Source organism: Cocleimonas sp. KMM 6892 (assembly GCF_035798195.1).
GTDB lineage: Bacteria > Pseudomonadota > Gammaproteobacteria > Thiotrichales > Thiotrichaceae > Cocleimonas > Cocleimonas flava.
Map to the genome: position 1 here is coordinate 1 of NZ_JAPFBV010000004.1, position 13,026 is coordinate 13,026.

General features: G+C 41.3%; 9 protein-coding genes and 1 other RNA gene. 2 read left to right on the forward strand and 8 right to left on the reverse strand.

The annotated features are described in order from the left end of the window. Window positions 1-205 precede the first annotated feature (205 nt). Window positions 206-706, forward strand: a complete 501-nt coding sequence (locus OO007_RS11655; protein ID WP_131905895.1) for a hypothetical protein — start codon at window positions 206-208, stop codon at window positions 704-706. A 30-nt stretch (window positions 707-736) separates the two neighbouring features. On the opposite strand, the gene fdhF is transcribed toward OO007_RS11655, so the two are convergent. The 7 genes from fdhF to OO007_RS11690 form a co-directional block, all read right to left on the reverse strand. Beyond that, a complete protein-coding gene (gene fdhF / locus OO007_RS11660) occupies window positions 737-3,493 on the reverse strand; it encodes a formate dehydrogenase subunit alpha (protein WP_325808932.1) in 2,757 nt (918 codons plus the stop codon). Continuing rightward, window positions 3,490-5,187, reverse strand: coding sequence for an NAD(P)H-dependent oxidoreductase subunit E (locus OO007_RS11665; RefSeq protein ID WP_325808933.1), 1,698 nt, complete (start codon window positions 5,185-5,187; stop codon window positions 3,490-3,492). The genes fdhF and OO007_RS11665 overlap by 4 nt, the downstream gene beginning before the upstream one ends. A gap of 300 nt (window positions 5,188-5,487) precedes the next feature. Continuing rightward, window positions 5,488-6,330, reverse strand: coding sequence for an S-formylglutathione hydrolase (gene fghA / locus OO007_RS11670; protein ID WP_325808934.1), 843 nt, complete (start codon window positions 6,328-6,330; stop codon window positions 5,488-5,490). A gap of 124 nt (window positions 6,331-6,454) precedes the next feature. Continuing rightward, complete coding sequence (locus OO007_RS11675; RefSeq protein ID WP_325808935.1) at window positions 6,455-7,567, reverse strand: S-(hydroxymethyl)glutathione dehydrogenase/class III alcohol dehydrogenase; 1,113 nt, start codon at window positions 7,565-7,567, stop codon at window positions 6,455-6,457. A 75-nt stretch (window positions 7,568-7,642) separates the two neighbouring features. Then, complete coding sequence (locus OO007_RS11680) at window positions 7,643-8,179, reverse strand: SCO family protein (protein ID WP_325808936.1); 537 nt, start codon at window positions 8,177-8,179, stop codon at window positions 7,643-7,645. A 53-nt stretch (window positions 8,180-8,232) separates the two neighbouring features. Next, window positions 8,233-10,218: a cytochrome c peroxidase gene (locus OO007_RS11685; RefSeq protein WP_325808937.1), complete on the reverse strand. Its 1,986-nt coding sequence runs from the start codon at window positions 10,216-10,218 to the stop codon at window positions 8,233-8,235. Window positions 10,219-10,343: 125 nt separating this feature from the next. Then, the gene (locus tag OO007_RS11690) at window positions 10,344-11,735 is read right to left on the reverse strand and encodes a selenium-binding protein SBP56-related protein (protein ID WP_325808938.1); all 1,392 of its coding nucleotides are present in this window, start codon (window positions 11,733-11,735) and stop codon (window positions 10,344-10,346) included. A 150-nt stretch (window positions 11,736-11,885) separates the two neighbouring features. Here OO007_RS11690 and OO007_RS11695 point away from each other — a divergent pair, with 150 nt between their 5' ends. Beyond that, entirely contained in the window at window positions 11,886-12,521 is a 636-nt protein-coding gene (locus OO007_RS11695) for a TetR/AcrR family transcriptional regulator (RefSeq protein WP_131905902.1), read from the forward strand. A gap of 140 nt (window positions 12,522-12,661) precedes the next feature. Here OO007_RS11695 and ssrA read toward each other — a convergent pair. Then, window positions 12,662-13,022: a transfer-messenger RNA gene (ssrA, locus tag OO007_RS11700) on the reverse strand. Window positions 13,023-13,026: the final 4 nt, after the last annotated feature.

A 13,026-nucleotide genomic window follows, 5' to 3' on the forward strand; every position in this document is an offset into this window, starting at 1 on the left:
GATAGATAGATAGATAGATAGATAGATAGATAGATAGATAGATAGATAGATAGATAGATAGATAGATAGATAGATAGATAGTAGGTCACCCCCCTACTTATAAGGAGTTTTTCTTTTTGACAAAGGGCTATCTATGCCAGACCTTTACCATTAGAATATTTGATAATAAACATCATTGAAATCTTCTTATCTAACTGGCATCTTTATGAATAACAACCCTTATGAACCACCACAATCAAACGTATCTGGCTCTGCCGGAGACCTGAGCATCAGACCTAAATCACCTAAGGTAATCGGAATTATTTTATTAATTTTTTCGATTTTAGGATTACTTAGCATGGCGTCGCTTATATTCTCCATGTTCGCAATTACAGACGAGACGTTAAAAGCGAGCATGTTTCCTTACGGTGAAACCTATTCATTAGTTACTTTTGTGATTGGTGCAATCTCTACCCTATTTGCTTTTTATATTTCGATTTTACTCATTAAATACAAAGATAAAGGAAGACGATTCTTCAATTATCTGATGATTTATAGCGTTATTTCATCAATTATCTCATTAGGTTATATTCTATTTTTTGTACTAGACGATTTTACATCCAGTGTTGCAATTTCAGCCATAACCAGCACAGCATTAGGCTTAGCTCTGTATTTAATCATTTGGTACATCATCAATAAACCAAAGGTAAAAGCTAGCTTAAACTAACTGAGAAACTCTCCTTTGTTAATGTAAGATTCAAACTGCCGATAATTTCACCGCACAATATTTCACTTCTGCAATTTTCGCGGCAGGATCCAAGGCTGCATTGGTCAGCACATTAGCAGCTGCTTCGAAATAACAAAACGGCATAAACACAGTACCAACCGGAGAATTTTCGCTAACCTTGATTTTCGCTTGAAGCTCACCGCGTCTAGTTTCGAGTTTGAGGATATCACCATCCTCTAAACCTAATTTCAACGCATCACGCATATTCACCGAGATCCATGGTTCTGGTTCCAGGGTGTCTAATACTGTTGCCCGGCGCGTCATACTGCCGGTATGCCAATGTTCTAATTGACGACCTGTGATAAGTACAAAAGGGTATTCTTCATCAGGTTGCTCATCGGGAGAAACGATATCCGCAGGGACTAGTTTTACTTTGCCACTGGCTGTCGGGAAATCTTTCTTGAAGATCACGGGCTCACCTGCATCCCCTTCATTTTCACACGGATAAGTCACACTTTCGTTTTCTAAACGTTCCCAGGTTATGCCTGCAATAGAGTCCATTGCCTGTCGCATTTCATTAAAAATATCTTTCGGCCCCTGGTAGTCCCAATCCAGACCCAGACGCTTCGCTATTTCCTGGATAATCCACCAGTCCTGTTTTGCATCACCAGGAGGATTGATAGCCTGACGCCCCATTTGCACAGCACGATCAGAGTTACTATAAGTCCCCGTTTTTTCTGGATTTGCCGCAGCAGGAAGCACAACATCGGCATAGAATGCCGTTTCTGTCAGGAACAAATCTTGCACCACAAAGTGCTCTAACTTTGCCATTGCCTCACGCGCATGTAACACATCAGGATCAGACATAGCCGGATTCTCACCTTCGACATACATCCCTTTGATGATGCCATCGTAGGCAGCATTCATCATCTCGACGGTAGTAATACCCGGCTTGTCATCGAGCGCTTCCACATTCCACAGTTTTCTAAAGCGATCTTGATTTTCTTCGAGTGTCACTGGCTGATAGTCTGGGAATACCATTGGAATCAAACCAACATCTGATGCGCCCTGCACATTATTTTGTCCGCGTAACGGATGTAAGCCTGTACCATCTCGACCAATTTGCCCTGTGATCATACACAGTGAAATCAAACAACGCGCATTATCGGTGCCATGCACGTGTTGTGATATACCCATACCCCATAGAATCATGGCGTTGTTTGCGTTTGCATACATGCGCGCAACATCACGAATTTGTTCTGCACTCACACCACATATAGGCGACATCACCTCTGGCGAATAATCCTGTAGATGTTCTTTTAGTGTTAGGAAATCTTCCGTGCGGGTTTCTATAAATTCTTTATCGGTCAGTCCTTCTGTGACAATTACATGCATCATCGCATTGAGTAACGCGACGTCTGAAGATGGTTTGAACTGCACATGCTGCGCAGCGTGTCGCTTCATCTCTGAACCACGTGGATCCATTAAGATCAACTTCGTACCATTCTTGATGGCGTTCTTCATCCACGTCGCACCCACTGGATGGTTTACCGTTGGATTAGCGCCGATAATGATAATCACATCTGCTTTTTGCACATCAGCCATTGGGTTTGAAACCGCACCCGAACCAAAACCTTCCAGCATTGCAGTCACTGAAGACGCATGACAAAGGCGCGTACAATGATCGACGTTATTCGTTTGAAAACCGGTGCGGATTAACTTCTGGAAGATATACGCTTCTTCGTTACTACCCTTGGCGGAACCCAATCCTGCGAGTGCATATTTGCCGTCTTTTGCGATGATTTTCTTTAAACCTTCAGCGGCAAAATCGAGTGCTTCATCCCACGTTGCTTCGCGGAAAATCTCAAAAGGCTTGCCAGGATCAAAATCCAGTAAGGCTGTTTTAGGAACATCATCACGACGAATCAAAGGAACCGTAAGTCGTTCTGGACTGTGAATATAATCAAAGCCATAACGACCTTTGACGCACAAGCGTCCTTTATTCGCGATTCCATTTCTGCCTTCGACATGCAGAATTTTATTGTCTTTGACGTTGTAAGTCAGCAAACAGCCAACACCACAATAAGGACAGACCGAATCGACTTTCTTGTCCGGCACAATCATGCCGACACCGTTAGCGGGCATTAACGCACCCGTAGGACAGGCTTGCACACATTCACCACAGCCAACACAGGTACTTTCACCCATGGCATCATCGACATCGAAGACAATTTTTGTTTCGCCACCGCGTTTTGCCAAGCCAATAACATCATTCACTTGTACATCACGACAGGCGCGTAAACAACGCGTGCAATGAATACAGGCATCAAGGTTTACACCAATAGCCGGGTGTGAAAAATCATGTTCAACTTTAGTGCGGGATTCAAAACGTGATGCTTGTACATCCAGCCTTTTTGACCAGTGCTGTAACTCGTTATCCAGTTTGTATTGCTCTTCTGGCATATCGGCATTGAGTAATTCCAACACCATTTTTTGTGCTTTTACTGCACGCTCATTATTTGTTGAAACCTTCATATCCTGACTGGGATGACGACAGCATGATGGCGCTAAAACTCGTTCTCCATCAATCTCAACCATGCAAGCACGACAGTTTCCGACTTCTTCAAGACCATCTTTGTAACACAAGGTTGGAATCTCAACACCGTTGCGCTGGGCTGCTTTTAGAATAGTCTCGTCTTTATCCGCGGTAATTCTTTTTCCGTTGAGTTCGAATTCAATAGTTGTTTTTGAGCTTGTAGTTGTTGTAGCTGTAGTAGCAGAACTCATTTTGACACCCCCCCACTTTCAGGCACTTTTTTTGTTTTACTGGAGGTTTCACTCGGAAAATAGTTAATCACACTGTTCATAGGATTTGGTGCTGCTTGCCCTAGACCACAGATCGATGCATCCATCATTACCGTGGATAATTCCCCCATTAACTCAGTATCCCATTCTTCTTGTTGCATTAGTTTTACAGCCTTCTCAGTACCGACACGGCAAGGTGTGCATTGCCCACAAGATTCATGTCTGAAGAAATTCATCGCATTGATTGCGGCATCACGGGCTGAATCTTTATCTGATAATACAATCACCGCCGCAGAACCGATAAACGCACCGTGCTCATTTAAAGTATCGAAATCTAACGGAATGTCAGCCATGCGTTCGGGCAAAATCCCACCTGAGGCACCACCGGGAAAGTAGCCATAGAGTTCCTGACCATCCTGCATCCCACCGCAATATTCATTGACCAATTCACGCAATGTGATGCCAGCTGGCGCCAGATAAACACCGGGGTTTTTAACACGCCCGCTAACCGAAAAAGAGCGTAATCCCTGTCTACCATTTTTACCATGTGAGGTAAACCAGTCAGCCCCTTTTTCTACGATTTCGCGAACCCAGTAAAGCGATTCCATATTGTGTTCAAGCGTTGGACGACCAAATAAACCGACTTCCGCAAGATACGGTGGACGCAAGCGTGGCATGCCTCGTTTGCCTTCGATGGATTCGATCATTGCCGATTCTTCACCACAGATATAAGCACCTGCACCTCTGCGTAAATAGATTGGCGGCACGTCTGGAAGTTTGTCTTTTATAACGGCTAATTCTTGTTCGAGTAATTCTCGTAAGCCTGCATATTCATCACGCAAATAAATGTAGATGGCCGCTGTGCCTACGACTTCAGAAGCAATTAACATGCCTTCAAAAAAACGATGTGGGTCACGCTCTAAATAATAGCGATCCTTAAACGTACCGGGCTCACCTTCATCGATATTGACTGCCATCAGTCTAGGAGCGGGTTGTTCCTTAACAATGCGCCATTTACGGCCGACAGGAAATCCTGCCCCCCCCAAACCTCGCAGACCTGAGTCATCTTTGGCAGATAGAATATCTTCGTGGTGATGCTCTTTCTCTACGACTCGTTTATATAATTCATAGCCTCCGTCTTTTACGTATTGCTCATAACGAATGGCATTTTCTGGCGCTATATCAGCGGTATTACCTGCTTCAACGTCTTCTATGACTTTTTCTGAAGTGGCAAACTGAATAGGTTTAGTGCCGACGACTGCGACAGGTGCAGACTCACAACGGCCCACACAGGGCACTCGTTGTACGCGTACTTTTTTACCAATTACAGATTCTAATGTGTCTATTAAATCTTCGGCGCCCGCTAATTCACAACTGATAGAATCACACACGCGCACCGTTAGGCTTGCTGGTTTTTGATCGCCTTCTTTGACGATATCAAAGTGATGATAAAAACTCGCAACTTCGTAAACTTCTGTCTGGCTGATTTTTAATATGGTAGCCAGTGCATGCAGGTGCTCAACGGCTAAACATTGACACTTATCCTGAATCAGGTGTAAATACTCGATCAATAAATCACGCTGCAAAGGCATGTCTTTTAAAAGAGTCTGAACGTTTAGTAACGCCTCGTTAGATAAAGGACGCCCTCTTCTTTTAATATTTTTTCTCTTTTTCATCTACATCTCTGCCTTTGCCAAAGCTAAATTAGTTTTATATACATTGTGAACAGTGGGAGGGTAATTCTGAAGTGCGCTAATATTCGAGCGAATTTATCAGTAAATCTACCCTTATTATCTTACGAATAATCTAATAAATATTATCATTTAATAACGATTCTAATCATAGCCGACTATAACGAAAAACAATCGCATGAATGTTTTAATTGCGAACATAATAGTTCGATTAACCACCTTAAACTCAAGATGATTAACCGATTCTGGAGAATGCGTTACACAGTAAGAATAACTGTATAGTTATTAGCTTCTTAGTTGTTTCTCATGAAATGCTAAGTGTTCACCAATAAATGTAGAGATGAAATGATAGCTATGATCATAACCATCCTGCATTCTCAAGGTAATTGGAAAATCTGCCGCATCGCACGCCGCTTGTAAATTCTGAGGATATAATTGATCGGCAAGGAATTCATCATCCAGACCACTATCAATTAACACTGGTAATTTTTCAGCGCCATTTTTTACTAATTCGGTTGCATCGTAAGCGTTCCAGGTATTTTTATCATCACCCAGATACGCACCAAAACAGCCTTCACCCCAAGTGCAATTTACGGGATTACAGATAGGTGCAAACGCGGATACTGATTGATACATTCCTGCATTTTTAAACGCACAGATTAACGCGCCGTGACCACCCATTGAATGCCCTGTTATCGAACGAACGCCAGGAATAATCGGGAAGTTTTGTTCTGCTAACTCGACCAGTTCTTTGGTTACATAATCGTACATCTGATAATTTTTAGACCATGGCTCTTGTGTTGCATTAACGTAGAAACCAGCACCTTTTCCCAAATCGTAGCGGTCTTCTTCATCCGGAACATCATCACCACGAGGACTTGTATCTGGAATAATTAAGGCTATGCCCAATTCAGAAGCGTAACGTTGCGCGCCAGCTTTGGTACGAAAGTTATCATCAGTACAGGTTAAACCTGATAACCAGTAAACGGCTGGCACTTTTTCTGTTTCTGCTAATGGTGGTAAATAAACCGAGAAAGTCATTTCACAGTTACAGCTTGATGATTGGTGCGTATAGCGTTTTAAAAAACCACCAAACTCTTTGACACTTTCAGTTTCTTGAATAGACATATTTACTCTATTTCCTTCTTAATTCTTTTGTTATTACATGTATATATAAACCAGGAGGACGCCAATAAATAATAATGGCACCCCCCTACTTTGAGGCATTTTTTTAATTCAATTAGAACTAGAATTAAAACTCAATAACAGAACGAATACTCTCGCCGCTATGCATTAAATCAAATGCCCTATTGATGTCTTTTAATGGCATCTTGTGAGTAACCAAACTATCCAGCTCGATCTCTCCTGCCATGTAACGATCAACATAACCCGGAAGTTCAGTTCTGCCTTTTACACCACCGAATGCCGTTCCCATCCAGGTACGACCAACAACCAGGTTGAATGGACGCGTTTGAATGACCTGACCAGCGCCAGCTACACCAATTACTACTGACTTACCCCAACCCATGTGCGTACACTCTAGTGCATCACGCATAACGTGGACATTACCAATACACTCGAATGAGTAATCTGGGCCACCATCAAAGGTATCCTGCATGTATTCTACAAACCCACCTTCTGGAATATCTTTAGGGTTTACAAAATCAGTACAACCTAATTGTTTAGCGAACTCGAACTTATCAGGGTTGATATCGATACCGATGATACGCTTAGCACCCGCCATTACAGCACCTTGAATACACGATAAACCAATACCACCCAGTCCAAATACTGCCACGGTAGAGCCTGCTTCAACTTTAGCTGTATTCAGCACAGCGCCGATACCTGTTGTAACACCACAACCTAACAAACAAGCCTTATCCAAAGGTGCGGCTTTATTTATTTTTGCCAGTGCGATTTCTGGAACAACCGTGTACTCAGAAAACGTCGAACAGCCCATGTAATGGAAGATGTCTTTACCGCCCTGAGAGAAACGACGTGTACCATCAGGCATATAACCGGTCCAGATAGTTGGCGCTATTGTCTGACATAAATTCGACTTAGTTGAATTACAGTATTCACAATCACCACACTCAGCGATGTAAAGTGGAATCACATGATCACCGACTTCCAGGTTCTTAACTCCGGGACCTAACTCAACAACTTCACAACCCCCTTCGTGTCCTAAAACACAAGGAAACGAACCTTCAGGATCATCCCCAGAAAGTGTGAATGCATCGGTATGACATACGCCAGACGCGATGACTTTAAGGAGAACTTCGCCCTCTTTTGGTCCCATTACTTCTACTTCCTCTATAACTAGAGGCTTTTTTGGTTCCCATGCTACTGCTGCTTTACATTTCATTTGAATAATTCTCCGTTTTAAAATGCTAATTTAAAATATGTATAGTATGTTTTGACTAAAGATTACAAAAAATCTTTAGAGTTTGTTAATTTCGTTTTTTATCACACGTAAAATATGATCTGTCGGTAGTCCAAAAGGTATGATATTTAATAACTTACCGTCGGCGCCTAAAACGTATAAATTAGCCGAATGGTCTACCAGATAATAATCGCTCCCTTTTTTCTTTGAATGAATTTTGGTTTGTACCTTATACGCATCAGCAACCGTACTTATTTCATCAATACTCCCTGTAAGCCCAATTAAATCAGGGCTAAAAAAAGGAACATAGTTTTTCAACTTATCGGGAGTATCACGTTCTGGATCTACCGAAATGAATAATGCGCTCACTTTATCAGCATCATCGCCGAGGGATCTTAACACCTTGGCTAATGAAGATAACTCGCTTGGGCAAATATCGGGGCAAAAAGTATAACCAAAGAAAATCAATACCAACTTGCCACGTAACTGCTTTAATTCAAACGGCTTTCCATCATGGTCTGTTAACGTAAAGTCACCACCAACACGAGTCGTTTCACTGGCATAAACAGTTCCAGTGCCGGATTGTAAAGTCATACTTAAAAGCATGACAAGTGCTGAAAACCCAAGTTTGTTTAATATGCTCCTCACTAATTATTTACTCCATCGTGCGCCCAATTCGGGTCACTATTAGTAAGGTCGCCAATGGGTGCATCGAAAGCATCTGACACCAGCATATCGACATTACTTCCGGTTAGTGCTTTCAGGAATGACACCAAATCACTTTGTTCTTGCTCTGATAAACCCAACGGTGTGATCAACGGATCTAACAGTTTATTTTTCACCCCACCTTTATTATAAAAACTAACGACATCATCGAGTGTCTGTAATGAGCCATTGTGCATATATGGTGCGGTTAAACTAATATTTCGCAGGCTCGGCGTTTTATATTTCCAGCGATCATCCGGGTTTTGTGTTATTTCATATAACCCCGTATCAGCTGCTTTCTTTTCGCCGACAGAATCCAGTATCGCACTATCAACCTCAACGAATACACCTGGGGCTAAAACAACCCGTTCTTTAGCCGGTTTAATACCCATCGCTTCGTTGTAACCAATACCGGTGTTATGCAATTTATTGTCGGTAAATAAAGCATGATCTTCACTAATGGTATGGCAGCTACTGCAGCGGCCTTTCCCTGTGAAAACCTGAAATCCGCGTTGTGCTTTTTTACTTAAAGCGTCTTCTTTTTTCCCAAAGTACCAACGATCAAAGGAAGAGTCTGCAGATACCAATGTTCTCTGATAATCAGCTAACGCACGTCCCAGATTTCGCATATTCACGCCACCGCCATCAAATGCTTTTTCAAACAAACCTTTGTAGTCAGGCATTTGTTTTATCTTATTGATGACATGACCAATCGAAGGATTAGACATTTCATTATGTGCTAATAACGGCCCCCATATTTGTTGTTCCAAGGTCTGTTCACGAGCATCGTGGAACAGACTGGTGTTGTAAGCGACATTGTACAAAGTGGGAGAATTACGTCGATGACTTCTACCCTCAATGCCTATTGCCATCGCCAGTTCATTATTGGCAAATCCTTGCTCTGGGATATGGCAAATAGCGCAAGAAAAAGTATCGTTGAACGATAATCTCCGATCAAAAAACAACCTACGACCTAGCTCTATTTTTTCTGCGGTTAATCGATTAGTTTCTGGCTCTGGAACTGCTGGTAAACCTAATGGTGGGTTTTTAGCTAATGCCAATAAATCTGCTTTGGCGCCGCGACGTGCGCTGATAGATTTACTTCGGGTGACATAATCACCTGTTTCGTAGCCGCTTTTGTCATCACCCGGAACAGATAAAATGGGAACTAGGTGATTATTTTTTTCTGTATTTTCATTACTCGCAATCTTGTATGAATCTTCTTCCAGTATCAGTGTTTTAATATCCGTCATTATTAAATCAGGATGTAAAAAACCCAGACTATAGATATTACGAATTTTTAATTTCGGGTCGATCAGAAACACTCTTAATATATGCGAAATATCCCCAGTTTCTTCACCGTTAACGCTCATTTCACGTTGAATATCCTGATTATAATCTTGCAGGATTGGTTCGAGTGCCGACAAAGAGGACGTCGTTAAAAAACGCCATTCTCCCTTATCACCAGCAAACTTGAAATTTGCACCATATAGACGCATTACTTCTGGCGAATCGTGTTCGGGATCAAAACTCAGGCTGGCTAAACGTAATTTACTTGCAAGCACAGAATCTGTTTTCATTTCTGCTTTTAATTTATAAAAAACATAGGAAGCCAAAGGACAGCCATTCACATCTTTACAGGTACTGTAGATAAAACTTAAGAGTGTGTATTTCCCATCGTAAATATCATGTAACGAATTTTCTCGACCTTGTTCATCCAGAATTTTACCGTCAGGCGCATTACCTAATGGTGGAAGTTTATAGCTTCCTGCCGCGGCCATTTTATAGCCTAAAGAACCGTAACCCGGAGCCAGTGGAATTGTATTATTTATTTTTGATGTAGCATTATTCTCAAGCGATGCAGCACTAATCTCAAACATAGCAAGGAAACAACTAAACAGAATTACCCCCGCACTAAATACTTTCATTGTCTAACACCTTGAATACTGTAATTGAACCGAATCAGTTTTGCCACATGGACAAAACTGATTCTAAATACCTCAAAGATTATGAGGAGCCAGAAGACTTTATTTTCTTATTGTTAAGTAACTCATTATTGCTTTGTGATACTGGCTACTTTTTTTACCTCGCTCATTTCTGGCTTCTTTTTGCTATATAAAGAATAAGCTCCAAAACGCATTTGATGGGCTCTACCTAATTTTAAGGCATTGAAATCGATACTGAATTTCTCATCCAGCTCTTTTCCATTCCAGACATAGCTTTTAAAATACTGCGAATTATCATCCCCTTTCTTATCCCAGTTAGCTAACAACGAAGAGGTGTAATAAACTCGTTTTCCATCCCAGCTAGAAGATGCCATATTCACTTGTTTGTCGATTTGCTTCTCGTAAGTTTGTTTAGGCGCATTGATGTCAGAAAGATCAAAATAACGTGTCTTGCCGTCCATAAAGGTATTCACCCAAAGACCTGAATCATCTGATGTCAAAGAGATATCTACCGGTAGTGGAATTTTTGACGCATCACCAATATCTGCCACATCCTTCGCTTGCCATTCACCTTTATCATCTTCATATATTAACCAGATTTTTGAAGTTAAAGCTGTGGTAGTTAAACACCAGTTATGATTTGGCTGCCATGCACAACGAACTTCAAGAGGAGCACCCGGAACATCTAAAACTTTCTTTGGCTTTCTGGTATGCAAATCCCAGATAACCACGGTATTTCCGAAACGTTTCATTGCTTCTGGATCTTTTACCATTTTACCGAGATCCATCATGTAATTAGACCAACCAGTAAACGATGATGTCACCATTACATTTCGTCTAGGTAAGGCACGTAAGTCGTAGCCATAACCATCAGCATACTTTCCAGATTTCTTCGCTCCATTGAGGTTTTCATCCGTTGGCATCCAGTGAGTCGCTACATATTTACCCTCATTAGTGTATTCCACCATTGCCGTTCTTCCACCGTGATCAGCATTATTTGATAAACCGGTAACCATCATTCGACCTGGTAATGCATAGGTTGTATGTGGACCAACAACGCCACCACTGGCTGATACAAAATCGGTGATAACCTTGTTCAAAGTTGGTTTGGCAGGATCAGTATGAACATCAAATACAAAGATTTTATTGGTATCTAAACCACCTGCCCAAAGGTATTTCCGGTCATCAGTTAAACCCGAGTGATGTGCTTCATTTCGACCACCTACTGAAAGTGTTTCGATAACTTTTCCGTATTTAGGTGAATTAGGATTAACATCAACAGTCACCAGCTTGTCTTGGCCATCCCCCAAACCTTCAACACCAAGCGTCCAGATATAAACAAAATCTTCCTGCCCTACGATTTTAGCCATGTAGGGAGACATACACGTTTCATCGGCTTGTGTTGTAGATACTATTCCACCCACACCCAATAACAATGTAGATATCGTAAACGTTTTAGCTATATTCTTGCAGATTGGTCCGAAAATATTCCTCTTCATTTCTCACTCCTTAGCTGATAAGTTATTCTTCATTTTTATTGTTATTGGCAACTTACAAAAAAATATTTGTAAAATGTTGCTATAATACAAAATAGAATGAATGTTCATTTTTGTCAAATTTTAAAATAGATATAGCGATTAAACTTACATATGCCCTATTTAAAAAGAGAAGCCCCAAACCCGGAACCAATTGACTGTAGAATTTTAACTGCAGCGTTGGATTTATTTGTGAACTCTGGTTATCACAACGTATCTGTTCATGAAATTCAAAAGCAAGCGGATGTCAGTATTGGTTCCATCTACAAACACTTTGGTGGTAAAGATGGCATCGCAAAAGCCTTGTATAAACATATACTAAATGAAATGGACGAGCTGGTTGATGATGTTATGAATGAACATAAATCACCCAAAAAACAATGCGAAGAAATCATCAGGTTACTGTGCGGATACACCGAAACGCATTACGATATTATGGCGTTTATATTTCACGCAAAACACACCGAATTTGTCCCGGACGAACCTCTAATTTGTAACACCCTACCCTTTATAAAAATTCGAGAAATAGTCAAAAGTGGAATGGAATGCGGAGAATTTAGAGAAATTAATTCCTGGGTAGCCGCATCAACAATCTTCGGTGGCGTCATAAGAATGATCCAGCTAAGACTGGATAATATGATCGAAGAACCATTACCCACTTATTTCGAGACACTCATAGATGCTTCACTAAATGGAGTTCTTACCAGTGATACAACAAAGACTGATAATAAGATATCTGCGGTTTTATAAAATGCAATTTCAAACAAGAAACCTCCTAATAAAGTGACGTTTCACTTTGTTTAAATGCTTATTTATTTTTTACACCCCCCTACTTTGGGGCACTTTTTTTAAAACATAAAAAAACCCGAGACAAGCTCGGGTTTTTAAATTGGTGGAGGCGGCGGGGATCGAACCCGCGTCCGCAAATAGTCCATCTGAAGGCGCTACATGTTTAGTCTAGCTATTAATTTAACTCTTATCTAACCACTAGACAGGATTGAAAAGAGCGATTCCGGTAAAAGTTTTAACGGCTCCGTCCCAGACGTACTTCACCGCGATCCCGTATAAATGATCCCGAACACTTGCCCTACAGGCGAGGAAAGGTCAGGAGTCTAGTGATGCTTATTAAGCAGCTAGAGCGTAGTTGTCATCATTGGCAACTAAAGTTTTTTAGATAGTGTTTAAGTGCTCACTAAACGCACTACATGCTCCTTAGGTTTCGTGATCCACGTCGAAGCCAGAATCGCCCCCAAAG

Coding starts and splice junctions, on each gene's coding strand:
- OO007_RS11680 (WP_325808936.1), bottom strand. CDS start 8,179: ATGACTTTACAATCCGGCACTGGAACTGTTTATGCCAGTGAAACGACT.
- fdhF (WP_325808932.1), bottom strand. CDS start 3,493: ATGAGTTCTGCTACTACAGCTACAACAACTACAAGCTCAAAAACAACT.
- OO007_RS11665 (WP_325808933.1), bottom strand. CDS start 5,187: ATGAAAAAGAGAAAAAATATTAAAAGAAGAGGGCGTCCTTTATCTAAC.
- OO007_RS11655 (WP_131905895.1), top strand. CDS start 206: ATGAATAACAACCCTTATGAACCACCACAATCAAACGTATCTGGCTCT.
- OO007_RS11690 (WP_325808938.1), bottom strand. CDS start 11,735: ATGAAGAGGAATATTTTCGGACCAATCTGCAAGAATATAGCTAAAACG.
- OO007_RS11675 (WP_325808935.1), bottom strand. CDS start 7,567: ATGAAATGTAAAGCAGCAGTAGCATGGGAACCAAAAAAGCCTCTAGTT.
- fghA (WP_325808934.1), bottom strand. CDS start 6,330: ATGTCTATTCAAGAAACTGAAAGTGTCAAAGAGTTTGGTGGTTTTTTA.
- OO007_RS11695 (WP_131905902.1), top strand. CDS start 11,886: ATGCCCTATTTAAAAAGAGAAGCCCCAAACCCGGAACCAATTGACTGT.
- OO007_RS11685 (WP_325808937.1), bottom strand. CDS start 10,218: ATGAAAGTATTTAGTGCGGGGGTAATTCTGTTTAGTTGTTTCCTTGCT.